Source organism: Blautia sp. Sow4_E7, assembly GCF_052116245.1.
Classification (GTDB): Bacteria; Bacillota; Clostridia; order Lachnospirales; family Lachnospiraceae; genus Blautia_A.
The window spans coordinates 1-23,224 of record NZ_JBQKLL010000049.1; the positions used below are offsets into that span (position 1 = coordinate 1).

Annotated in this window: 34 protein-coding genes and 1 pseudogene; all 35 read left to right on the forward strand. The window is 49.6% G+C overall.

The annotated features are described in order from the left end of the window. Positions 1 to 927: 927 nt before the first annotated feature. Positions 928 to 1,137, forward strand: coding sequence for a hypothetical protein (locus ACTQ50_RS17320; protein ID WP_441485260.1), 210 nt, complete (start codon positions 928 to 930; stop codon positions 1,135 to 1,137). Between the two features lie 50 nt (positions 1,138 to 1,187). Continuing rightward, complete coding sequence (locus ACTQ50_RS17325; protein ID WP_441485231.1) at positions 1,188 to 1,607, forward strand: hypothetical protein; 420 nt, start codon at positions 1,188 to 1,190, stop codon at positions 1,605 to 1,607. A gap of 262 nt (positions 1,608 to 1,869) precedes the next feature. Beyond that, positions 1,870 to 2,463: a TetR/AcrR family transcriptional regulator gene (locus ACTQ50_RS17330; protein WP_441044585.1), complete on the forward strand. Its 594-nt coding sequence runs from the start codon at positions 1,870 to 1,872 to the stop codon at positions 2,461 to 2,463. A gap of 47 nt (positions 2,464 to 2,510) precedes the next feature. After that, the gene (locus ACTQ50_RS17335; RefSeq protein ID WP_441485232.1) at positions 2,511 to 3,023 is read left to right on the forward strand and encodes a hypothetical protein; all 513 of its coding nucleotides are present in this window, start codon (positions 2,511 to 2,513) and stop codon (positions 3,021 to 3,023) included. A 57-nt stretch (positions 3,024 to 3,080) separates the two neighbouring features. Continuing rightward, a complete protein-coding gene (locus tag ACTQ50_RS17340) occupies positions 3,081 to 3,299 on the forward strand; it encodes a hypothetical protein (RefSeq protein ID WP_441485233.1) in 219 nt (72 codons plus the stop codon). A 94-nt stretch (positions 3,300 to 3,393) separates the two neighbouring features. Continuing rightward, complete coding sequence (locus ACTQ50_RS17345) at positions 3,394 to 4,347, forward strand: GNAT family N-acetyltransferase (RefSeq protein ID WP_441485234.1); 954 nt, start codon at positions 3,394 to 3,396, stop codon at positions 4,345 to 4,347. Beyond that, positions 4,334 to 5,047, forward strand: a complete 714-nt coding sequence (locus ACTQ50_RS17350; RefSeq protein WP_441485235.1) for an ABC transporter ATP-binding protein — start codon at positions 4,334 to 4,336, stop codon at positions 5,045 to 5,047. Before ACTQ50_RS17345 ends, ACTQ50_RS17350 begins: the two co-directional genes overlap by 14 nt. After that, positions 5,041 to 6,642 (forward strand): hypothetical protein, encoded by a 1,602-nt coding sequence (locus ACTQ50_RS17355; protein ID WP_441485236.1) that lies wholly within the window; start codon positions 5,041 to 5,043, stop codon positions 6,640 to 6,642. Before ACTQ50_RS17350 ends, ACTQ50_RS17355 begins: the two co-directional genes overlap by 7 nt. Before the next feature lie 119 nt (positions 6,643 to 6,761). After that, positions 6,762 to 7,463 carry a hypothetical protein gene (locus ACTQ50_RS17360; protein WP_441485237.1) on the forward strand — a complete coding sequence of 234 codons (702 nt, stop codon included), beginning with the start codon at positions 6,762 to 6,764 and terminating at the stop codon, positions 7,461 to 7,463. Positions 7,464 to 7,476: 13 nt separating this feature from the next. Beyond that, positions 7,477 to 7,971: a hypothetical protein gene (locus tag ACTQ50_RS17365; RefSeq protein ID WP_349084515.1), complete on the forward strand. Its 495-nt coding sequence runs from the start codon at positions 7,477 to 7,479 to the stop codon at positions 7,969 to 7,971. Positions 7,972 to 8,046: 75 nt separating this feature from the next. After that, positions 8,047 to 8,193: a hypothetical protein gene (locus ACTQ50_RS17370; protein WP_441033182.1), complete on the forward strand. Its 147-nt coding sequence runs from the start codon at positions 8,047 to 8,049 to the stop codon at positions 8,191 to 8,193. A 128-nt stretch (positions 8,194 to 8,321) separates the two neighbouring features. Beyond that, positions 8,322 to 9,089, forward strand: coding sequence for an EFR1 family ferrodoxin (locus tag ACTQ50_RS17375; RefSeq protein WP_441485238.1), 768 nt, complete (start codon positions 8,322 to 8,324; stop codon positions 9,087 to 9,089). 6 nt (positions 9,090 to 9,095) lie between these two features. Continuing rightward, a complete protein-coding gene (locus ACTQ50_RS17380) occupies positions 9,096 to 9,248 on the forward strand; it encodes a hypothetical protein (RefSeq protein WP_441485239.1) in 153 nt (50 codons plus the stop codon). Further along, positions 9,238 to 9,609, forward strand: coding sequence for a GNAT family N-acetyltransferase (locus tag ACTQ50_RS17385; protein ID WP_441485240.1), 372 nt, complete (start codon positions 9,238 to 9,240; stop codon positions 9,607 to 9,609). Before ACTQ50_RS17380 ends, ACTQ50_RS17385 begins: the two co-directional genes overlap by 11 nt. A gap of 13 nt (positions 9,610 to 9,622) precedes the next feature. Next, positions 9,623 to 9,850, forward strand: a complete 228-nt coding sequence (locus tag ACTQ50_RS17390; protein WP_441141747.1) for a hypothetical protein — start codon at positions 9,623 to 9,625, stop codon at positions 9,848 to 9,850. Between the two features lie 82 nt (positions 9,851 to 9,932). Continuing rightward, on the forward strand, positions 9,933 to 11,093 hold the full coding sequence (locus ACTQ50_RS17395) for a linear amide C-N hydrolase (protein ID WP_441485241.1): 1,161 nt from the start codon (positions 9,933 to 9,935) through the stop codon (positions 11,091 to 11,093). A gap of 6 nt (positions 11,094 to 11,099) precedes the next feature. Next, on the forward strand, positions 11,100 to 11,927 hold the full coding sequence (locus tag ACTQ50_RS17400) for an alpha/beta fold hydrolase (RefSeq protein ID WP_441485242.1): 828 nt from the start codon (positions 11,100 to 11,102) through the stop codon (positions 11,925 to 11,927). 40 nt (positions 11,928 to 11,967) lie between these two features. Further along, complete coding sequence (locus ACTQ50_RS17405) at positions 11,968 to 12,867, forward strand: alpha/beta fold hydrolase (RefSeq protein ID WP_441485243.1); 900 nt, start codon at positions 11,968 to 11,970, stop codon at positions 12,865 to 12,867. Positions 12,868 to 12,915: 48 nt separating this feature from the next. Continuing rightward, entirely contained in the window at positions 12,916 to 13,665 is a 750-nt protein-coding gene (locus ACTQ50_RS17410; RefSeq protein ID WP_441485244.1) for a CPBP family intramembrane glutamic endopeptidase, read from the forward strand. Between the two features lie 6 nt (positions 13,666 to 13,671). Next, a complete protein-coding gene (locus tag ACTQ50_RS17415) occupies positions 13,672 to 14,088 on the forward strand; it encodes a hypothetical protein (protein ID WP_441485245.1) in 417 nt (138 codons plus the stop codon). A gap of 34 nt (positions 14,089 to 14,122) precedes the next feature. Then, the gene (locus ACTQ50_RS17420; RefSeq protein WP_441485246.1) at positions 14,123 to 14,722 is read left to right on the forward strand and encodes a methyltransferase family protein; all 600 of its coding nucleotides are present in this window, start codon (positions 14,123 to 14,125) and stop codon (positions 14,720 to 14,722) included. Positions 14,723 to 14,746: 24 nt separating this feature from the next. Beyond that, positions 14,747 to 15,199 carry a GNAT family N-acetyltransferase gene (locus ACTQ50_RS17425; protein WP_441485247.1) on the forward strand — a complete coding sequence of 151 codons (453 nt, stop codon included), beginning with the start codon at positions 14,747 to 14,749 and terminating at the stop codon, positions 15,197 to 15,199. Positions 15,200 to 15,277: 78 nt separating this feature from the next. Then, positions 15,278 to 15,817 carry a GNAT family N-acetyltransferase gene (locus ACTQ50_RS17430; RefSeq protein WP_441485248.1) on the forward strand — a complete coding sequence of 180 codons (540 nt, stop codon included), beginning with the start codon at positions 15,278 to 15,280 and terminating at the stop codon, positions 15,815 to 15,817. Positions 15,818 to 15,909: 92 nt separating this feature from the next. Next, a complete protein-coding gene (locus tag ACTQ50_RS17435) occupies positions 15,910 to 16,158 on the forward strand; it encodes a hypothetical protein (protein ID WP_441485249.1) in 249 nt (82 codons plus the stop codon). Positions 16,159 to 16,207: 49 nt separating this feature from the next. After that, on the forward strand, positions 16,208 to 16,861 hold the full coding sequence (locus ACTQ50_RS17440) for a tyrosine-protein phosphatase (protein WP_441485250.1): 654 nt from the start codon (positions 16,208 to 16,210) through the stop codon (positions 16,859 to 16,861). Between the two features lie 2 nt (positions 16,862 to 16,863). Further along, positions 16,864 to 17,379 (forward strand): GNAT family N-acetyltransferase, encoded by a 516-nt coding sequence (locus tag ACTQ50_RS17445; protein ID WP_441485251.1) that lies wholly within the window; start codon positions 16,864 to 16,866, stop codon positions 17,377 to 17,379. Between the two features lie 45 nt (positions 17,380 to 17,424). Further along, the gene (locus ACTQ50_RS17450; RefSeq protein ID WP_441485252.1) at positions 17,425 to 17,679 is read left to right on the forward strand and encodes a hypothetical protein; all 255 of its coding nucleotides are present in this window, start codon (positions 17,425 to 17,427) and stop codon (positions 17,677 to 17,679) included. A gap of 24 nt (positions 17,680 to 17,703) precedes the next feature. Further along, positions 17,704 to 19,047, forward strand: a complete 1,344-nt coding sequence (locus ACTQ50_RS17455; RefSeq protein ID WP_441485253.1) for an erythromycin esterase family protein — start codon at positions 17,704 to 17,706, stop codon at positions 19,045 to 19,047. 10 nt (positions 19,048 to 19,057) lie between these two features. Beyond that, positions 19,058 to 19,399 carry a DUF3795 domain-containing protein gene (locus tag ACTQ50_RS17460; RefSeq protein WP_441485254.1) on the forward strand — a complete coding sequence of 114 codons (342 nt, stop codon included), beginning with the start codon at positions 19,058 to 19,060 and terminating at the stop codon, positions 19,397 to 19,399. A 79-nt stretch (positions 19,400 to 19,478) separates the two neighbouring features. Then, entirely contained in the window at positions 19,479 to 19,664 is a 186-nt protein-coding gene (locus ACTQ50_RS17465) for a hypothetical protein (protein ID WP_441485255.1), read from the forward strand. A 280-nt stretch (positions 19,665 to 19,944) separates the two neighbouring features. Then, a complete protein-coding gene (locus tag ACTQ50_RS17470; RefSeq protein ID WP_441485256.1) occupies positions 19,945 to 20,589 on the forward strand; it encodes a hypothetical protein in 645 nt (214 codons plus the stop codon). A gap of 180 nt (positions 20,590 to 20,769) precedes the next feature. Further along, entirely contained in the window at positions 20,770 to 21,423 is a 654-nt protein-coding gene (locus ACTQ50_RS17475) for an alpha/beta fold hydrolase (RefSeq protein WP_441485257.1), read from the forward strand. Beyond that, positions 21,420 to 21,833, forward strand: a complete 414-nt coding sequence (locus ACTQ50_RS17480; protein ID WP_441485258.1) for a hypothetical protein — start codon at positions 21,420 to 21,422, stop codon at positions 21,831 to 21,833. The genes ACTQ50_RS17475 and ACTQ50_RS17480 overlap by 4 nt, the downstream gene beginning before the upstream one ends. Before the next feature lie 10 nt (positions 21,834 to 21,843). Further along, positions 21,844 to 22,278, forward strand: coding sequence for a helix-turn-helix domain-containing protein (locus ACTQ50_RS17485; protein ID WP_441485259.1), 435 nt, complete (start codon positions 21,844 to 21,846; stop codon positions 22,276 to 22,278). Positions 22,279 to 22,554: 276 nt separating this feature from the next. Beyond that, positions 22,555 to 22,806: pseudogene (locus tag ACTQ50_RS17490) on the forward strand (helix-turn-helix domain-containing protein); the annotation flags it as partial. Positions 22,807 to 23,224: the final 418 nt, after the last annotated feature.

The window sequence follows — 23,224 nt, forward strand, 5'->3', positions numbered from 1 at the left end:
AAAAAGGGTTCACATGGGAACGGTGTTTAAGAACAGGGTCACGTCTTGTGTGGGTGTCCGAAAAAAGGGTACTACACTAATTCGTGTGTCCACTGTTATGGGTACATTATACTTTGTAATCAAGAGAGTTTGTAAAAGATAAAGGGAGTTTTTATTGTTTAACGGACATTTCCTGAGTTAAGGGATTGATGCTGTCTGTTTTGGAATGTTCGATTTGTTTGTAGTGTCAAGTAGAATAAGAGCATTAAAAATATAAGCTTTTCCAAGAGAAAATTCCGCAGCCTTCACTGTGGGATTTTCCTTGTGCCTCACTCATTGTATCCCAATGGAATACGCTATGTCTTTGAACTTCCACTCGATCTCTTTGCGTCCATCGGGGAAAACGTAAACCGCCTGGACAAAGGGGTGGGTCATATCGTATGTCAGGTGGGTCTCTGCTTCAAAGTACTTTGCAGCCCTGTCAAACTCGCTTTCTTCTGGGACATTGAGCAATTCAAGCTGTATGCCACTGTTAGGATAGTTGTCGGAATAGAAGTGAACTGACAAGGCTCGGCCTAGTCCGTTCGCCTTATCGGGAGGTATTATTACAAGATTTCTCCATCAGTCCCACACCTGAGCCTACGTGATTACAAGTGCGGTTTCGGTGGTAACACATAATTCGATTGTTTTGGAAAGGACAGGTGAAGTAAAATGGCTACTGCCCGCATCATCCCCATGCACCTGAACAAGGGCAAAACCATCCGGAAGTGTCTGTCAGACCGTCTGGACTACGGCAAGAATCCGGACAATACTGAGGTGGGTCAGCCTGTTACTTCCATCGCCTGTTCCCCGGACACGGCGGACAATGAATTTGCCCAGTAGTTCCGCAAGGTCAACCATGCCTTCATCGTCTGCACCCATACGGGAAATCGGCATATCCACAACCACATTTACTGGAACTCCACCAGCCTGGACTGCACATGGAAGTTCCGAAACTTCTGGGGCAGCGCCGTGGCAGTCCGCAGGCTCAGCGACCTGATCTGCGAGGAGCATCAGATGTCCATTGTGGAAAATCCCAAGCCCCACGGCATGAGCTACAACTGCTGGCAGGGGGCAAAGAGAGACTCTCCAACCGTGACCGGCTATGTCTGGACATAGATGAGAGGCTGGCGAAAAAGCCCCACAGCTTTGAGGCGTTCCTCTTCTTCATGGAGCAGACGGGATATACCATCACCAGAAGAAAGAACATCACTTTCAGCCATTCCCGACAGAAGCGGAATATCCGGATGCGCTCCTTGCCGGAGGAATACCAGAAGGACGCGATTTGCGAGGTGCTGCTGGGCAAGAGCATCCACAATCTAAGAAAACACTGCAGTCCGCTGACAGAGCAAAAATCACAGCTGGTCAGCTCTCTGGAGGCGAAGCGGAATCAGGGGCGTGGTCAGTATTACGACCGGGCGATTCAGAATCAGATCACAAAACAACAGGCCAGGGCTTTGCTCTATTATCAGCAGCACGGCTTTACCAGTGTGGAGGACTTGAAACTTGCGAGGACGAGCGTCGCCGAAGGTGCAATCTTCGTTCATAAGGGGATTGGGGGGCGCCGGTCTCCGGTGGAGACCGTTTAGCGCGGATCGAGTCGGGAGACGAGGCTGCCCCAACAAGCAAAAACAGAAAGTTCCGCCTACGGGCGGAATCTTTTTGTTTGGGCCTTCCTGATCAGGAAGGCATTGCTTGCACAAGAAGTAGGCTCCTCAAGAAGTAGGGTCCAGATAGGATTTGATTGAAAAAATAAATCATTTAGAGTGCTTGACAAGGTTCTAAATCGAGTCTATAATATAAATTAAATTATATAAAATAATTTATGTAATTCGGGGGGAGGAAACTAAAATGGCAAGAAAAACGCAGATTTCCAAAGAAGTTATTTTGGAAGCGGCATTGAAAATGCTGATCCGTGATGGGTATTCCGCAATCAATATCAAGACCTTATCAAAGGAAATTGGCTGCTCTACGCAGCCCCTGGTATGGCACTTTGATAACATGGAGGGACTCCGCAAGGCGTTAGCCGATCACGCGCTGAAATACGCGAACAGCAAAATGCGCCCCTCAGCCAGTGAGTCAGTCAATGCTTTTGAGCAGGTAGGACAAGCCTATATAAAAATGGCGTTGTATGAACCTAATCTTTTTCAATTTGTATTTCTGAATGGAAGTGACTGCTATCCTGTGGGAGATTCTGATGTGATTCTTGACGATAAAGATAACCGTGAGCTGATCAAAATGATAGCGGCGGAATTTCAGATATCAGAGAAAAGCGCAGAGCAGTATGTTCAAAACACTGTAATATATACACATGGGATCGCTTCCTTTTTAGCAACCGGTATGATGCGCTTATCGGAAGAAGAAATCATGAGCATGATACATCAGGCAGGTAATAGTTTCCTCAAGCAGGCAGGGATTCCGGAGGATAGAATTCCGAATCCATGAAGTACGAGGAAAATGAGCAAAAATTAAGCAGCAGGAGGATACATTATATGAATAAACGCATACGGCAATATATTGGTCTGCTTTCCGCAGTGTTGATGTACTATATCATACACGAAGGCGCGCATCTGATTTATGCGCTGTTTGTCGGAGCGTTTCGCAAGATCAATTTTATGGGGCTTGGTGTGCAGATTGGAATATACGAGGAGCAGATGAGCAATCTCCAGTTGGGGATTTTCTGTCTGTCCGGTACCGCTGCAACAATGGTTACGGCCTATGTTCTGACTTTAACGGCGTCTCAAATCTGTAAAGCCGATTCCAAAGTATTCAAAGCCTGCCTGTATTACATCACGATTGCCATGCTGCTGATCGATCCGCTGTATCTGAGCATACTGTGCGTTTTTTTCGGCGGAGGCGATATGAATGGAATTGCGCTGTTGTTCCCTGAATGGGCTGCAAGAATCTTTTTCGGAGCAATGTTGGTGATCCATTGCCTGCTGTTTTGGAGAACCGTTTTACCAACGTACAAGAGAGCGTTTATGACAGGAGAGCCTGATGCTTAGACACGGGGCTTGCGGTGCGCGCTGCGTTTTACAGTGCAGGACACCGAAGGAGGATACATGCAGATATACGACAATGACCTGCGATATAAGCAGATACAGAATAAAATGATGAATATGCCCCAATGGGCAAAAGCGGAGCATATGGAAATGAGCGTCCCGGAAAAAGAGCTTTGGCGATATAGCGGGGATGCTATGTGCCCTTCACAAAAAAACGAAGGCACAGAAGTGTGCTTCTCACTCTGGCTATGGCGCCAGGCATACTCTTCAGATCTATAAAATAGACACAAATGGCTACAGAAACAGACTATCTGTTCAGCGGCGGTTTTTGTACAGTAGAGTAGGGGCAAACCCTATTTGGGGGAATATCAAAATGGACACATTAGAGATCATGGAATATTTTACGGCGGAGAACCGGGAACACTGGCTGGAGGAAATCGGAAGATGTGAATGGGGCGCGGGAAAATATTTGCACAGCCTGCTCTCTGAGAACAGCTTGAAAAAGGCGGTGGGAGAGACGGCCCTTGTGCTTATTCTTGCGGAGGGTGAAAGACTCGTTTCCTTCTGCACCTTCGCGCCCCTTGACGATATCCAGCCCACGGAGCTTTCGCCGTGGATCGGGTTTGTTTATACATTCCCGGAATACCGGGGGCATCGTTACGCTGGAATCCTGCTGGAGTACGCCGAAAGCCTTGCCTGCGTGATGGGAAAGGAATCCATCTATATCTCCACAGGTCATACGGGACTTTATGAAAAATACGGATATGAATTTTTCAAAACGGAAAAGGATGTCTCGGGCGAGGACTCCCGGATATACCGCAAATGCCTTTTTGCCGACGAAGCGGAGAAAAGCAGGCTATGGGAAATCGGCGGCAGACGGAAAGCTGAAATCGTAAAACGGGCAAGGAAAGGTGCGGAAGCAATCTCGTACTGCGGATTATCCTGCAATCACTGCTTCCTCGGAGAATGGTGCGGGGGCTGCCGTTCTGTATTTAGCTGCTGTTCCTTTGGAACGCTTCACGAGAAGGGAAAATGTCCCAACATCGTCTGCTGTGAGGAAAAGGGTATCGACGGATGCTACGAGTGTGGGGAGCTGGACGACTGCGCAAAAGGCTTTTACCAAAACGGCAGCAACGGCAGGGCTGCAAAGGCGCAGACTTTGTTTATCAGAAAATACGGCAAGGAAAAGCTTTTACACGCCCACGATAAGCCGAATGAGGTTTATGATTTCAAAAAAGCGCAGGAGTTATTGGGAACGGATGTTAAAACAGGACTTAAAATATTAGAAAATGAAAATGATGGAGGAGAAAACCATGCTGAAAATTGAACATCTGACAAAAGCCTACGGTGAGAAAAAAGCCGTGGATGATCTGAATTTACATATCGCCCCCGGCGAGATTTACGGCTTTATTGGCCACAACGGGGCGGGAAAGACCACAACGTTAAAATCCGTGGCGGGCATTTTGCAATTTGACGCGGGGGAAATCTATATTGACGGGATATCCATCAAGGAAAATCCCTTGGAATGCAAGCGGCGCTTTGCCTATATCCCAGACAATCCCGACCTGTACGACTACATGACGGGCATCAAATATCTCAATTTCATCGCCGACATCTTCGGCGTGGGCGCAAATGATCGACAGGAGCGCATCAAAAAATACGCCGATGCCTTTGAACTCACCGCCGATCTGGCGCAGCCCATCGCCGCCTACTCCCACGGCATGAAGCAGAAGCTGGCCATCATCTCCGCCTGGCTCCACGAGCCGAAACTTATTTTGATGGATGAGCCCTTTGTGGGACTTGACCCGAAAGCGTCCCATCTGCTCAAAGAAATGATGCGCCAGATTTGCAATCAGGGCGGCGCCATCTTCTTTTCCACCCATGTGCTGGAGGTGGCGGAAAAGCTCTGTGACAAGGTGGCAATCATCAAGTCCGGCAGGCTCATCCGCTCCGGCACCATGGAGGAGGTCAAGGGGGACGAGTCTCTGGAGGATGTGTTCCTGGAACTGGAGGGAGAATCATGCTGAAAGTATTGGTAAAAAAGGAGATGGCGGAACTTTTCCGCAGCTATTTCTACGACGCGAAAAAGAACAAGGCTCGCTCCAAGGGGGCCACGGCAGCCTATTTTGTCCTCTTTGCCCTTCTGATGGCAGGTATCCTGGGCGGGATGTTCGCGGTTCTGGCTAAGACCCTCTGCGCTCCGCTCCACGCTGCCGGTGTGGACTGGCTCTACTTTGCCATGATGGGGCTGATCGCCGTTTTGCTGGGGGCTTTCGGCAGCGTGTTCAACACCTACTCCACGCTGTACCTGCCAAAGGACAACGACCTGCTGCTGTCTTTGCCCATTCCGGTTTCCGTACTGATGGTCTCCCGGCTTGTGACGGTTTACCTCATGGGCCTTCTGTATTCCGGCGTGGTGATGCTTCCGGCGATCCTTGTCTACTGGACCCAGGCGGCATTCACCCTGCCCAACCTGCTGGGTGGGCTTCTGCTTACCGCGCTTATCTCCGTCTTTGTCATGACGGTTTCCTGCGCATTGGGCTTTGTGGTGGCGAAGATCAGCCTGAAGCTGAAGCGCAAGAGCCTGATTACCGTCATCGTCTCTCTGGCGTTTTTCGCCGTGTACTACTTCGCAGTGTTCAAGGCGCAGACCCTGATCAGCCAGCTTCTGTCAAATGCGCTGGCTTTTGGCGAAGCGGTCAAGGATGCTGCCTATCCCATCTATTTGTTTGGCCAGGTGGGCGTGGGCGGTCCGATTCCCTGTTTGGTTATTTCTCTGGTTGTGGCGGCACTGTTCGCCCTGATGTGGGCGCTCATCTCCCGCAGTTTTTTGAAGCTGGCCACCTCCACCGGGAAATCGGAACGGAAGGTCTATAAGGAAACCGCCGTCAGGCAGAAAAGCGTCTCCTTGGCCCTGCTGGGGAAAGAATTTTCCCGGTTTCTCGCCAGCCCCAACTATATGCTCAACTGCGGTCTGGGCATCCTGATGCTGCCCGTCTGCGGCGTCCTGCTGCTGTGGAAGGGAGGGGCGTTCCTCACGGTCATGAACGAGGTGTTCGGCGAACGGCCGGGCAGCGTTCCGGTGCTGCTGTGCGCCATGGGGTGCATGATCGCCTCCATGAACGATATGGCAGTTCCCTCCGTGTCACTGGAGGGAAAATCCCTGTGGCTTATGCAGTCCCTGCCGGTAAAGCCCTGGCAGGCGCTTCGAGCAAAGCTTTCCGTGCAGCTGTTGCTCACCGGCATCCCCATGCTGTTTTGCCTATTGTGCCTTGCGATGGTCTGCCCCTTTGCCCCGCTGGATATTGCGCTTGCGGCGGTTCAGACGCTGTCCTTTGTGCTGCTCTCGGCGCTGTTCGGGCTGTTTATGGGGCTGAAAATGCCCAATCTCAACTGGACGCAGGAGATCACGGTCATCAAGCAGAGCATGGGTGTGATGATCGCCATGTTCGGCGGCTGGGCCTACACCATCCTCTTTTGCATGGGCTTTCTGCTGCTCCCCGGCTGGAAGCTGGGCTTTGCGGGGTATATGGGAGCGTTCATCGGGCTGAACCTTGTTCTCTGCGGGGGGCTGTATCTGTGGCTGAAGAAGCGGGGCTGCGGGGTGTTTGCGGCACTGTAAATGGGCTTTCATGCGTTTTGGTGCCTGCGCCAGCAGGCATGGGAGTTTAGCTGATGTTCCTTCGGAACGCTTCACGAGAATACAAACAAGATAGAAACCGAATCAAGGAGGACGCTGCCATGCTGACAAAAGTACGAAAGAAACAACTGGATACGGATTTGTGGGTCATCGCCGGTGTGTGCCTTCTGATTCTTGTCATCTATACCGTTTTCGGCAGGGAGATCAACCACATCGCCGCCGACACCACGATCCCGATTGTGCTGCGGGTTTTGTTCATGGGAGGCATCTTTCAGTTCGGCATTGCCGGACTGGGAATCACCATCGTGGCCATTGTCAGAAAGGAACGATTTTCGGATCACGGCCTTACCCGTAAGCATTTGTTGCCCGCCATTGCCCTGAGCGCATTGTGCTGCGTACCGGATTTCCTGTATAACCTCTTTGCGGGAAATGTGCACACATGGCTTCCCTTTTCTGCTGTGCAAACGACGGCGGAGGCGATTGAGAGCGGTTTTCCGGAGAACGCTCTTGCCATGCTGCTCACCGCGCTTTTCTGGGGCTTTTTTGAGGGCTTCAATTATGTGGTGATTTTCGATAAAATCGGCGAGCGCTATCCGTCCAAAAACAGGCTGTGGGATTGGGGCGCTTTCGTCTGCGCAGTCATGTGTATTCTGATACATGGAGCCGTGGGTGTGACGCCGGGCGCGGTGGCAGAGATGCTGTGTACTCTCTTTTTGATCTATGGAATGCTGATCGTCCGAAAAGCCACCGGAAACGCTTGGGGTTGTGTGCTGATCTTCGTGTTATATTGGAATGCGCTATAGGAGATACAAAACAGTGAATTGGACGATTTATGGAATGGAATGTGTTGGGGCGCTGATCCTGTTCACCTGCCTGATCATGATCTCGCTGTGCAAAAATCCAGTTTGGTGGATCCACGATTACCCCAAGGACATTCAGGAAAAATATTTTGAAACCCATGAGCGCATTCCCACCGAGGTGCTCAGTGCCCCGGTGTTCTTGAAAAAGGGCTTTGCAGTGTTGCTGGCTTTATCCATTCTGACGGCATTGGCGCTTGCGGCAGGAGCGACGGATTTCAAGACCGGCTTCCTGTACGCATACGGTCTATGGCTGCTGGTGGACTGGTACGACTGCTTTTTCCTGGACTGGGTGCTGTTTGCCAACGTCAAGCGCATCCGTTTGCCGGGAACGGAGCACATGGACAAGGCGTATCACCAGAAGAAGTATCATGTAGTGCGCTCGGTGATCGGCATGGCGCTTGGTCTCGTTCCCTGCTTGCTGTGCGCCCTGATTGTGGCGGTGCTGGGATAGAGAACGAACAGGGCTTTCTGTTTGTCGGATGAGATTGGAGAAATAGCTTTGATGTTTTGTACGGGAGGTGACAATATGGGACAGATAGCAAATCGGATGTTAATTGAAGCCATTTTTAAGGCAAAGGAAAAGCTAAAAGAAAAAAGAAAAACGAAAATCGAAAACAGTCAGAAAATGATGGAAAACAGAAGAAATAGATTGTCAAAATCAAAGGAAAAATGATTGTGAATAAGCTGTGGAGTAGAAAGGAAATGTTTATTATGACGCCGCTTTATGCAATTTCAGCAGTATGTTTTTGGGTAACCGCACTGTAAAAAAGCAATTTCCCATTTAAGGAAGGAGATGCGTTCATGATTGGAATCTATTTTAGCGGAACTGGAAATACAAAACATTGTGTCGAAAAGTTAGTCAAACTGTTGGACGCGTCTGCGCAGAGTTTTTCGTTGGAACATACACAGATGATTCAAATATTGGAAGAGCATGACATCATTGTGCTGGGCTACCCGACGCAGTTTTCCAATGCCCCTATCATAGTGCGTGATTTTATTAAAAATCATTCTTCTCTATGGAATGGGAAAAAGGTCTTTTGCGTCAATACGATGGGGCTTTTCAGCGGTGATGGAACAGGATGTACGGCTCGAATTTTAAGAAAACGCGGGGCGACAATACTCAGCGGTTTGCAGATCAAAATGCCGGATTCCGTCTGCGACAGCAAACTGTTGAAGAAAACGCCGGAGGAAAACCGGGAGATCGTCCGTCAGGCTGACCAAAAGATAGAAGCTGCCGCACGGCAGATCAAGCAAGGAAACTACCCCCAGGACGGGCTGTCATTCTTTTTCCACCTGAAGGGACTTTTTGGACAGCGGCTGTGGTTTTACGGCAAGACGGCGGGATACACAGACAAGCTGAAAATCAGCGAAAAATGCGTGGGCTGCGGGCTGTGCGTCTCTTTATGCCCCACGAAAAATCTCTCCCTGCGAGACGGGAAAGCCACCGCGGAAGACCGGTGTACCATGTGTTACCGCTGTATCAGCCGCTGTCCCCAAAAGGCCATCACGCTACTCGGGGACGAGGTAATAGAGCAGTGCCGGTTTGAAAAATACGGCTCTGGGGAGTGAAAGTGCATGAGGGCGGAAAGCGGCTTTATGGATAGAGAAATTGGGATGGTAGATGCGTTTTCGGATGAGGGCAATGAAAAGCCGGGGTGTTTGCAATTTCAAGAGATGAGTGGCTCACCGGAAAATCAAAATTTGCGAGGATATGAAAATGGTGTATAGAACACTATCCGTGGATGAAGCAGAACAATTCTGGAGTTTGATGAACCAATTGGATTATGAAACAAAGTATATGCTATACGAACCGGGCGAAAGGACAAAGAATCTTTCTGAAATCAAGTCTATCATACGAGATTCCGTGGAAGGACATGACTTTCTTCTCGTTGCCGAAACAGATAATAAGCTTATAGGATACATATCAGCACAAAAAGGCAGAATGAATCGTATCGCTCATTCTGCATATATCGTTGTTGGTATCTTAACGGATTATCGTGGCAATGGAATAGGAACAGAATTTTTTAAAAGATTGAATGTTTGGGCTGAAGAAAATAGAGTTGTCCGCTTAGAGTTAACTGGAATTTAGAGGAGGATGTATCATGGACAAGAAAATGGTTTGCGGCATACTGCTGACAATAATTGGCCTTGTACTTTCTGCTTTTTGCTTTATCAATGCTGTACTAAATCCATGGAACTACAATGGCATTGACGGATTATTGGGCTCTTTACTGGGAACAAATACACTTATTCCTTTTATTATTTCCTTTGTTGTCATGATTCTGGGATTGGTAATATGTTTTTGGAGAGCATTTAAAGGAGATAAATAAATTCTCGTTTACACGACAATGACTTACGATATAAGCAGATACTAAAATGATAAACGCGCCCCGATGGGCAAGGAAGGAGTATATGAAAATGATCGTTTCGGAAAAAGAGCTTTGTATATCGAACGAAGCGGACTCGTCTTCCTCGGTGAGACATAGAAAGGCAATAATCGCGCTTCTTGTTATTGCGGCTGTGCTGATTGCAGCCCTTGCGGGAGCGTGGACCATGTTCGGCACCCAACTCACGGCGGCCATGACCATCGAGAAGCTGGATGATAATCTGTGGTCTATGGAATACAAGGGAGACTATGGCTTCGATGGCTTTCTGGAGCAGGGTGGGGCAAAAAGCGACGCCGAGATGGGAGACTACATCGCCTCATTCCTCTCTCACGGCTTCTGGAAGCCGGACACCTCCACCGCCGGGGGAAACTACGGCTGCTCCACCGTCGCGGTGACAAGTCCCGACGGTGCGTCCCTCTTTGGCCGGAACTTCGACTGGGAGGAATGTGACAAAATGCTGGTACATACCATCCCCCAAAATGGTTATGAGTCCATCGCCACCTGCAATTTGGACTTCCTGGGCTTTGGGAAGGACTGGACGCCCGATGGAAGCATGGGCGATAAGTTCATGGCGCTGGCTTCCGTCTACGCTATCCTGGACGGCATGAACGAAAAGGGTCTGTGCGTGGCTGATCTCATGGTGAGCCACGAGGAGGGTGTCGACCAGAATACCGATAAGCCCGACATTACCATTGTCTCCGGTCTGCGGCTGCTGCTGGACAAGGCGGCGAATGTAGAGGAAGCGTTGGAATTGCTTTCGCAGTATGATATGCACTTTTCCCTGGGCCGCGCCCAGCACTTCTCCCTCTCTGACGCTGCCGGGCGGAGCGTGGCGGTGGAGTGGCAAAACGGCGAGATGGTAGTGACCGACACTCCGGTGGTGACCAACTTCTATCTCCACGGGGACGACGGCACCTCCGGCAGCGGCCAGTCCTATGTGCGTTTCAACACGCTTTCCGAACTGTGGCAGACCGCAGAGGGTGTCATGACGTCCATTGAGGTACGCGATGCCCTTGCGGCTGTGGCGCAGAGCAACTTCCCCGGCGAGAACGGCGGGGAGAAGACCTGCTGGAGCTGCGTCTATGACCAGCGGGAATTGACCACCACCTTCTACGACACCGAGGATTGGGCGCAGCCCTATGCCCTCTCCTTGGGAGAAAAGGATTGGTGCAAAAAGGGAGAGTGAGGAAGTATGAACGAGAGAACATATACGACACCATTGGGCAAAATCCATTATTGGGTGCATCTGATTTCACCGGACGCAATAACGTTGGTGTTCCTGCCTGGTCTGACAGCGGATCACCGGTTGTTTGACAAACAAATCGTGTATTTTGAGGGGAAATACAACGTCCTTGTGTGGGACGCCCCCGGCCACGCCGCCTCCTGGCCCTTTGCCTTTGACTTCGATTTGATGGACAAGGCAAGGTGGCTGGACGGAATTCTGGAACAGGAGGGGATCACAAAACCCGTTATCGTGGGGCAGTCTATGGGCGGCTATGTGGGACAGGCGTATGCGCAAACTTACCACGAAAAGCTGAAGGGCTTTGTGTCCATCGACTCCGCGCCGCTGCAACGAAAGTATATGACAAAGCCGGAGCTTTGGCTGCTGAAACGAATGGATCCAGTCTATCGCTACTATCCGTGGAAGGCCCTCTTAAAGTCCGGGACAAAGGGCGTTGCCCTGTCGGAATACGGAAGGAACCTGATGCGGGACATGATGCTGGTGTATGACGGCGACCAGAAGCGCTACGCAAAGATTGCCGGTCACGGCTACCGAATCCTTGCCGAGGCGGTGGAGCGGGATTTGCCGTATGAAATCAAATGCCCCGCCCTGCTCATCTGCGGCGAACAGGACAAGGCGGGGTCTTGCGTTAGATACAACAAGGCGTGGCATGAGGACACCGGAATTCCCCTGGAATGGATCAAAGATGCTGGGCACAACTCCAACACCGACCAGCCGAAAATCGTAAACCGGCTGATCGAACAGCTGGCTCAGCGGGCGAAATGTCTGGAGGCTTGATTTTACGAAATCAGTGACTGAAAAGAGAAGGTGTAAGCGAATGTGGAGTTACATAGTGGGGGGAGTATTCCTTGCCCTGGCAATGTATTTCATTGTCCAGGGGATACGATGCGGCGCGGCGGTGAGGGAAAGCAAAAACCGTCTTGCCGCTTACAATGCCCAGACGGAGGCATTAAGCTACGGCGATATAACTTATGTCGATTCGGGTGAGGGCGAGGTGATTTTATCCGTCCACGGCATTTTCGGCGGCTATGACCAGGCTTATGACACCTGTAAGGACTTTTGCTCCGACTATCGGATCATAGCTCCCTCACGGTTCGGATACCTGGGAAGCGACGTTTCCGGCGACGGAACGCCCGCCAGGCAGGCGGCGGCCTATGTGGAGCTGCTGGACAAGCTGGGCATTGACAAGGTGCACCTGCTGGCCACATCGGCAGGCGGCAGCGTCGCGATCCGATTTGCCCTTGATTATCCCCAACGCACGAAGGGTCTGATTTTATACTGCTCCGCCATGCCGCCTGTGGAGAAGCCGGAGAAATATGTCGAATATGCCGGGCCACCAGCGTTCTTGTGCAATGATTACGCCATGTTCCTGTTAAGCCCTATATTTGAGCCAATCATGGGAATGGAGCCGTCCACCATTTACAGTATGCTGCCCATAAACGACAGAAAGGATGGCGTGATACTGGACGCTTCTGTTACCAACCCCGATATGGCGAGGAACTTTGGGGATTATCCCATTGAGGATTTGCAGGTTCCCACGCTGATTTTTCACGCAAAGGACGATAAGCTGGCAAGCTACGCCGACACGGAGAGAGCTGTGCCGAGGTTCCCGGACTGCACGTTCATTTCCTTTGAAAGCGGCGGACATTTGCTGACAGGGCACGGGAAGGAAATCAATAAGGCGGTTTCCGATTTTGTGGAAGACAGTTCGCGTTGACAGAACTTCTTTTGGCACATGGCCGGAGACTGGGACAGGAGGCTCGAAATGAAACGGAAAGACAGAATCATACTGAAAACCGCTATGGCAACGCTTTTGCTGCTGCTGTTCTTTTTCGCGCAGGGAGCAATCGTGGTGATCACGGGAATAGAGGGCGTCCCCTCCGCGCTGATCAGGGGCGCTGTGATCTGGGGGCTTGTAATTATCACATTGGCGTATTCAATCATCCGATACAAAGGAATCTCAAAGCTGGGATTTCGCGGCATGGAAAAAGGGGCGGTAAAGAGAGTGCTCTATTTTGTGCCCCTGCTGCTCATTGCCCTTTCCCCTTTTGCGGCGGGAGTCGATTTGAAGGGCGGAGCGGCGTTCCTGTTCGCCAACCTGTTTTTGACGCTGGGTATCGGGATGGCGGAGGAGATCTTTTTCCGAGGCATTATCTGCGGCCTGTGGTTGGAGCGCGGCGTGGGAAAGGCAATGATAATCTCATCCGTTCTATTCGGGTTCAGCCATCTCCTGAACATAGCTGGAGGCGCGGAATTGGGGGAAACAGTTCTCCAGATCTGCTTCGCCCTGGTCTACGGGATGGTATTTGCCCTGATTTTCGCTGAAAGCGGCAGTCTTCTCCCCTGCGTACTGCTCCACGCTTTGCATGACTTTTGTTCCTTCATCAGCGGGGAGGTTTCCGCGCAGTTTGAGATATTTCTGGGTGCGGTACAGTTTATCGTCTTGTTGGTCTATTTCCTCTATCTGTTCCGAATAATTGCTCGTAAAAGGGAACTGGCTATGAAAGGCAGGTGAAAACCGATGAAAAAGTATCAGGTCATGTACTACGCGGGAGCTGCAATCAGCCTGCTGGTGGGGCTGTGGCACTTTACCGTGCCGTGGATGTTTGGCTGGGCTTCGTATATACCGTATGAAACGCTGGTGGTTCCCATCAATTATGTCAACCTATGCTTTTCATTTTTACTGTCGGGGCTGAGCCTTACCGTCATTCTGTGGGGCAAAAAGGTATTCGCGCAGAATCCGGAAGCGCTTTATATTTACGACTTTTTGCTTGCGCTTTGGATCTTCCGTGTGGCTGTGGCGATGATTTATCCCTGTCCGCCGGAATCAAATGTGTGGATGTCTTATGGGCAGTTCGGCGGTTCTGTTCTGGTATGTGTTCTGCTGCTTGTGCCGTTTATACGGGTGGCCTCCACAAGGAAGAATAGAAAAAAGTAATGGCTAAAACAAAATTCATTAGAGGAGTTGCATTATGGAATATCCGGTGGAAGAAATTCTCTCTTATCCCCTGCCTGCCCTTTTTGTGCTGGCAGTGTTTTACGGCATATATTTTGCCAAGATGCTGGCGCAGAAGCGCCGCGACATCCGGACGCGGCAAATAGGACAGCGGAAAGAAAAGTCCATTCACACAGTGGAACTGCTGATGAGCATGGCAACGCTGGGCGTTGTGATTGCACAGCTTGTGACCATAGCGTTTGGCTGGAGCTGCCTTGCGGCAAACGCTCGCTTTACCGGCTTTGTCATCGGGATGCTTGGTGATTTGATCTTTCTCCTTTCCGTTCTCTGTATGAAGGATAGCTGGAGGGCGGGCATCCCGGATCAGGATCACACAGAACTGGTCACATCCGGAATCTATCGGTTCAGCCGCAATCCGGCCTTTCTCGGCTTTGACCTCATGTATATCGGTGTGATGCTGATGTACTGCAATTTGCTGACTGTGCCACTTACGGTGTTTGCCATTGTGATGCTGCATTTACAGATTTTGCAGGAGGAACGGTATCTGGAGGAAACATTCGGCGCGACGTACCGGGAATACAAGCGGCATACATTCCGCTATCTTGGGTGGCGATAAAGGAGAAAGATTAGGAGTTACATGATGGAATTTAGAGAAATCGATCGTTCAAACTACTGGGATTGCATATCCCTAACTGTCGATGACAGTCAAAAATGGTTTGTCGCGGATAACAAGCGGTCATTGGTTGAAGCCACTTACGAAGATGGCTTATATACTTTAGGCGTCTATCACGAAGATACGATGGTCGGGTTTATCTTATATGATTTTGATGATACCATTCCCGGATGGTCTATGAGTCGTTTTATGATCGGAAAGCAGTATCAGGGGAAAGGGTATGGCAAACAGGCGGTCGTGGCCTTTCTGGACTATTTTAAGAAAAAGCACAATGCCGATAGGTTGTATATCAGCGTGTCTTTGGATAACGCAATCGCGCGCAGGATGTACTCTGATCTTAGCTTTGAAGAGATCAAAGAGGTTGCGTACTCGTCTTCCGGAAGACAATTCCGGGAAATGCAGATGGTAAAGAAATTGTAAGAAAGAAGGGTAAATTCATGCATGATGAATATTGTGAAAATATATCACGATTAAGGGTTTTTTCCGGAGGAATGATGGATGCGGCTTGATATTGAGAAAGTAAGGTTAAGCAGCCAAGACATAAAACGCATCTATTTTGAGGCGTTCCCTAAAAACGAGAGGATGCCTTTTTTCCTGATGGTTTTGATGTCCAAGCTATGGAACACACAGTTTTGGGGCTTTTATGACAGAGATATTCCATGCGGCTTTGCGTATTTCGCTGTCAACCGCAAACTTTTGTTTCTCATGTTTCTGGCGGTGGACGAGAGCCTTCGTGGGGAGGGGTACGGCAGCGCAATCTTGAAGGAAATCAGGAACAGATACCCGGAGAAAAAGCTCATCGTTTCCATTGAACCGTGTGAGGATACCTCCCCGGACATTGAAATAAGGAAAAGACGCAAAGCGTTTTACGGGCGGAACGGATATAGCGAAACAGACTTTCAGATCAAACTGAGCGGCGTTGTGCAGGATGTTCTGATCGCAAACGGCGAATTCAGAAAAAACGAGTTTCTATTGTTTTTTATCCTTTACAGTAACGGCACGGTTTGGCCAAAAATATGGCGGACAGATACATCTTAACTCGGAACGCTTGGATAACGAGTGATGGAAAACAATAAAATTTATAGACTTTGATTTTAAGAACCGGAATATGAGAAAAGGACTGTCAATTCATGCGTGACTTTATCATGGCCGCGCTGCCGCTGGTGGTGGCCGGGATTGCTCTGGCGGTGTTCTTCGCCGGGCGGGCCGGAAAGAAAAAGAAACGGGAAAAGGAAAACGGCTATGAGGCCATGGGGATGAGCCTTGGAATGTGCTTTGGCGCGGCTGTCGGCGCGATTTTCCCGGAGTACATCGGCATCACCCTGTCTGTGGGGATGCTTATGGGGCTGCTGGTCGGTATGTGCGTAAAAAAACTGTGAGGAGAATACCTATGAGTTTTTGCCAAAAGGAGGATTGGAGGGCAGCCGTATGGGTTCTTTGCTGAAATCTACGAGGAATACGAGAGCGCTGCCCACGGGAACCTTGCGGTATATCAGAAGCGATTATCCGGGGCACCTTTCGGATGAAGAAGTCAGCTGGCTGCGAAAAAATGGCGTTACTACAATCATTGACCTGCGGGAAAAGACGGAATATGCGCAAAAACCGTGCAGACTGGAGACGGAAAGCGGGTTTACCTACTATCATCTGCCTGTTACCGGGGGCGGAGCCGTACCAGAATCTCCGGAGTCTGTTGCCGATGCTTATTTGAAGATGATAGATGGACAGATGGAGCGGATCATTTGCGTCATTTTGAAGGCGGAAAGCAATGTGCTGTACTTTTGCGGCGCGGGAAAAGACAGAACCGGCGTGGTTTCCGCGATCCTGCTGAAACAGCTCGGATTCAGCGACAGCGTGATCATCGAGGATTACATGAAAACGAAGGACAACCTGTTGGACTTCCTGAAAGCGTTCGTTGCGGAGCATCCGGAGGTTAACATTCATACCATTCTCCCAAGAGAGGAGAATATTAAGAAGGTTTTGGCTGCCCTTTCCCAAATCGAGGAAAAAGCGCAAAGCGTTTTTACCGGAGAAACGGATATAAAGAAGCGAAATATCGGATCAAACCTGGAGGTATATAAGTGAGTATGGAGAAAAAGGCACCGTTTATGATCAGCCGGGCGCGGCCGGAGGACGCCGCCGCCCTGCTGGACTATTTGAAGTGTGTCGGCGGCGAGACGGACAATCTCAGCTTCGGCCCGGAGGGCGTACCGCTGGACGTGGAGGCGGAAACGCAGTATCTGTCCGCGCAGGTCGCTTCAAAGGACAATGTGCAGTATCTTGCCTGGGCGGACGGTCAAATCATCGGGGATGCCAGTCTGAACCGCAAGCCGAGGCGCATGAGCCATCGGGGCGCGTTCGGGATCAGCGTGCGAAAAGCCTATTGGGGCTGCGGGGCCGCCTCCGCGCTCATGGAAGCCGTTCTTGCGTTTGCTGTGGAAAACGGCTTTGAGCAGATCAATCTGGAGGTCCGAAGCGACAACCTCCGCGCTATCCGGCTCTATGAGAAGTTCGGCTTCCGCAAGCTGTGTACCTTCCCGGCCTTCTTCAAGCTGAACGGGCAGTACATTGACTTTGATCTGATGAACCGGGACATGCGTTAAGCAGTCATGAGTAAGATTTTTTGAACGAAAAAGGAGTGTAAATTCATGCGTGACTTTATCATGGCGGCGGTGCCGCTGGTGGTGGCCGGGATCGCTTTGGCGGTGTTCTTCGCCGGACGGGCAGAAAAGAAAAAGAAGCGGGAAAAGGAAAACGGCTATGAGGCGGAGGGGATGAGCCTGGGGATGTGCTTCGGGGCCGCCGTTGGCGCCATTTTCCCGAAGTACATCGGCATTACCCTGTCTATGGGGATGCTCATTGGGCTGGTCATCGGGATGTGTTTCGGGAAGAAGCACGGATGAGAAAATGAGAGGAATGGAAAACCTATGTGGAATGGATTTATTGATTTTTTATTTGCCGCTTTGCCCCGGGTCGCTCTGGGCCTGGTGACCGCTGCTGTCGTAGTCAAAAATAGAAAGAAAAAGAAGGGCCGGGTGTTCCGTACCGTTTTCCTGTGCATTTTTATCACGGTGCTTCTTTTGGCTGAGGTATTTACATATTTCGGCGGATTTGGAACCGGTGAAAGTGCGGACCCGGAAGAATTTGCAAAATACGCAGAACCTGTCCAAAGCCTGACAATTCCGGAAGGGGTAAGGGTAGTCGCACTGGGAGAGGCATCTCATGGCAACAGCGAATTCCAGCAGTTAAAGCTGGATGTGTTTCAACTGCTGGTAGAAAACGAAGGCGTAAAAGCATTCGCACTGGAAGGCGATTTCGGCGGATGTGAGATGGTAAACCGATATATTCACGGCGGCACCGGCACTGCCGAGGAAGCGGCGGCAAACATCGGATTTGCGATTTACCGTACAGATGAAATGGCTGCGCTCATTTCCTATATGCGGGAATACAATGAGAAAGCTCCGAAAGGGGAGGATCTTCGCTTCTACGGGTTTGATATGCAAAGAGGCCTGTATACCTATCAGCTTCTCCTGGAAGAATGCGAAAAACTGGGGGTATCCGCTGCCAAGATCGAACCTCTGGTGACCGGTGAAGACTGGAATCCGGAGTACGATTACCCACAGAGACAAGCGCATTTCGAGCAGATCAAAGCGCTTTTAGCGGCAAAAGAGGAAAGCGACCTTGGCGTACATCTGGCGGAAATGCTGATTCAAAATTGTCAGTTGAATTCTGGCGAAGGCGCCAGCGCGGAGTATATCTCGCTGAGGGATTCATTTATGAAAGAGAATACGCTGTGGATCCTGGAGCAGGAGGAAAAGCTCGGGAGAGAATGTATTTTTGTTTCCGGTCATAATGGGCATGTCGAAAAGGTTGCAGGCTACGGGAACATGGGCGGCCTTTTGTATGAGGAACTGGAGGACGATTACTATGTGATCGGGACGGATTTCTACAAGACGACCTGTAATTTGCCCCGGGGCAGAAACGGAATCCGGACCAATCAGACCTTCTATTCCTATGACCCTCTTGCAAAAGCGGCTAAGAGAGCAGGGTTTAATATCTGCTGGCTGGATTTCTCGAAAATACCGGAGGATTCTTCCCTGAAGCAATATACCGCGGATTATATTTATAATGGATCCCTTGGAGAGGGGTACAACCTCATCATAAGGACGATCCCAATGTCATACAGGGTATTTGAAAATCCGGAAATGGCTTATGACAGTATGCTTTATGTTTCAGAAGGAACACCGACAAGAATTAAGCAAGCAAAGTGAGAAAAATACCATGAAAAATTTGATTGCCTGCTGCGGACTGGACTGCGAAACCTGCGATGCCCGCGTCGCTACGCTGAACAATGACAACGAACTCCGGGAAAATACCGCAAAGCTCTGGAGCGGGCTGAACGGGGTTCCCATCACCCCTGATATGATCAACTGCCTGGGCTGCCGCACGGAGGGAATCAAGACACCGTTTTGCGACAAACTGTGCCCCATCCACCAGTGCGTTTTGAAAAAGGGTCTTGCCACCTGCGGCGACTGCCCGGACAGGGGCGGCTGCCCCACGGTGGGTGCGGTCTGGAACAGCAATTCAGAGGCAAAGTCACGGCTGCTTGAGCGTGACCGGTGATTATAGACAAGCGAAAGTGAGATAACCTTGAATATTTTGACCGTGTGCGATAGAAGGCAGAGAAATCGGAGAAAATGAAATGAAAAAAATACTGAATACACTTTTCATCATAGCAAGTTTAGGTTTGATCTCAGCGGGTGTGATCTTCCTGTGCGTCAGCATTTTTGACGGAAATGAGACCATGATGCCATTGATGATCTCATTGGCGTGCATATTGCTGTCAAACCTTTTTCATGTGATCAGGATGAATATGGATAAGAAATAGCAACTTGATCATGTTTGATCAAACCAAATCTGAATTCGGAAAGGAAACCATTATGAAACAGCAAAAATTTTTCGTTATCGTTATAACCGTCTGCGCTCTCCTGCTGACCCTTGTGGGGTGCGCGTCCAGCTCCGCCTTTGACGGCAGCAGCGCAAAGAACGCGGATTCCTACAACCTGGATGTCGTCAAAACCATGAACGGCACGGACACCCACACCCTGGAGCTGAAGCAGGGAGATACGCTTAAAATTTTATTCGAGACGGTGAAAGGGTCGCTGGAGATGAAGATCACGTCACCGGACGGAACATCGCTCTATCAGGGAGACGGAACAGTGACGGAATTTACCGTGGAGGCTCCTGTGGACGGTCCCTACGCAATCGTCGTCGTGGGGCAGAAGGCAAAGGGCAGCATCCACGTTGACGTTGAAAAAGCACCTGCGATCACGGAACCGGCGGCGACACTGGAGCCGTCAAATACCACTGTGGAAGAAGAAAGCCTTCCCGTTGAGACTCCCACCAGGGAAACGACGGACACTTCCATTTCCATTGCGCCATCGGTACAGGAGCAAAATAATCCGGATGCCGTGACAGCGGAAGATCTGGTCGGTCCGTGGCATCTGGTGGAAGATGAAAAAGACAATGCCACCGCTATGGAGGCAATCCCCGGTGCCTTGGAGTTCGGCAGCAGCATGGAGATCACAAGCGATGGCCATATCTCATGGTACATCGGCGCGGACGGCGGTACGGGTACATATACGCTGAACGAGAATGTGCTTTCCGCCGACATGACCAACGATTTTGACGGAAGCACCATGAAAATGGAGTTCACGGCGGAGGAAACAGACGGCGTGACGTTCCTGTATACAGAGTACAAGGGCCTTTTGCTGTGCTGGTTCCAGGGCGAGGGCGAAACGGGCAAGGGCTGAGAAGACTGCCTGCTTCTTTTGTTTCGTACTATAATCGGAAAGACTTGAAGTGACGATATAGTATAAGAAGATGGCGCAACCAAACATAACATTATTTTGAGAAATTTGACATCTTTGGTTGATGGATAATCCTGCAGCTATTCATTACAATTATCATATGAATCAAACAAAGAGGTTTTCATGAAGAAAGTCATGAAGATCGCAGGAATTTCATTTTTAATCGTAATTGTTTTACTCACCGTTGCATTTGGATTTTACTGGTATCGGAATATTCACTGGTATGACAAATATGAGAAGGCTCTTAAGAAAGCTGGGGTCCAGGAAAAGCAGGTTACGCTGGAGAGCGGAAAGGTCATAAACTATGGTGAGGTCGCGAATGATAAGCCGGCGCTTCTGCTGATTCATGGACAGATGAGCATATGGGAAGACTATGCCCTTGTTCTGTCTGAATTAAGCAAGAACTGGCATATCTACGCTGTTGACGTATATGGTCATGGAGAATCTTCACATGATGAAAGCCTGTATTATCTGGATGTCAACGGGGATGATCTGATCTGGTTTATTGACCATGTAATCGGTGGATCTACCGTAGTTTCCGGGCATTCCAATGGAGCGATTACCGCAGCGTACATTGCCGCATACGGAGGGGGCAAAATATTGCCGGCGTGGTTTTGGAAGATCCGCCGATATTCTCTACAGAAGGAGAAGGCTGGGAAGACAGCTTTGCGTATTTGGATGCATATAAACCGCTCCATGAGTACAATGCCTCCGACAAATCTGAGTGTTGGGAAGCCTATTATCTCAGACATTGCTATTGGGGACAACTGTTTATGAAGGGTGCTATGCCGGGTATTGCAGATTATGCGCAGAAATGCCATTTGAAGAATCCGGATGAAGCAGTTCAGATAAGTTTTCTTCCCCCATCGATCTGGTCTGTGTTCAAGTATGCGAAAGAATATGATTTCGCCTATGGCGAGAGATTTTATGACCTGAGCTGGAATCATGGACTGACGCATGAAGAGATACTTACTGCGATTGATGTTCCCTGCGTATATATTCACGCAAAGGAGACAGTCCATGAAAATGGAACCTTTTTATGTGCGGCATCGCGTGAACAAGCGGAACGTGCGGTATCGTATATCGGAGATAATTGTCGGCTGATTGAGACAAATAGCAGTGATCACGTGATCCATACGGTTCATCGTGATGAGTACATTGAAGCGGTGAATTTACTGCTAAAGTGATGTGCAGGCTGTGTTAAAGGAAAATTTGATGATACTGCGGAATGTCCATGGATATTCACAGGAAGAAATTGCGGAGAAAATAGGTATTTCCCGGCAGGCATATGCAAAATGGGAAAACGGCGCTACCATTACCGATATTGAGAAGTGCCAAAGATTGTCCGATCTATATGGAATTACGATTGACAGCCTTATTAAAACAACGACAGTTGATGGCGAAAAAGTTATTCCGCCTCCCCCAACAGGAAAAAACATTTGGGGATCTGTCATTATAAATGATCGGGGGCATATCCCTAAAGCTGTCCGTGAAATATTCGGTCTTACTGGCGGTCAAAGACTAGTAGTTCTAAGCGATGAGCAGGAAGGCATTGCACTCATACCGGCTGAGATGTTTGAAGATAATATGAAAAAAGCGATGGAATTTGCTTCAGTAAAGCCGGATGAATGATAGTTATCATTTTTTGACTTGAATCTGAGTAATAAAGGCTTTTGATTATCCCCTTTTGCTTTCGCCACCGTTAGGGTACACCTATAACGCCACACTCTATATGGGACACTACGCAAAAGCATAGTAATAATATCAAGCCTATTCGCTCTAACGCTAATGCGCACTTTTCGTATAAAATTAAAGTGTGGCGAGGTGGTGAACGATATGGATTTGATAGCCCGTATTACGGAGCTTCTCGATGAACGCGGGTGGTCAAAATACTAGCTCGCAAAGGAAGCAAATATCTCACAATCCACGATCTCAAGCATGATGAAGCGTGGAAATAACCCAACTGTTTCAACGATTGAGCGGTGTTGCCAGGCGTTCGGGATCACAGTCGCTGAATTTTTCAACAGTGACTTGCGGGAAAAGGAACTGACGCTGGAGGAGCGAAAACTTGTCAGCGATTGGCGCAGACTGTCACCCGATATGCAGAGCGCCGTCCGGCAGATGATTTCGGCGGCATTGCCTGCCAAACAGGAATCATAGGGATTGAATCATTGTGGCCGTACAGTCTTATGTATGGTTGATACCAGAACAGGGATTGTCCGGTCTGCGAGAGATGGGGTAATCCTTGTTTTGCTTTTGAAAAACAAATACAAACCGAAAGAAAATATATGGCTTGGTCGCATAAATATCTGACAGCCACATATTGTTTATTCGACCGCAAGGCTGTCAGTCACATAAGACTGGAGTCTTGCGGTCTTTTCATTGTATCAATCTCACATATGGAAATTATTATAAATTATGTTCCTTTTGTCGGCGTTCAGTGATATTTTTGAAATGTGTGTCATCGTGCAAATTCCGGCTCATCTGACCACGCATTCCGCTAAGAGCTGATCAGTCTTTCCGGATGTAACTGAACGCGTTTCCGCTTCAGCTGATCAATAAGTTTTCAACGTGTTAT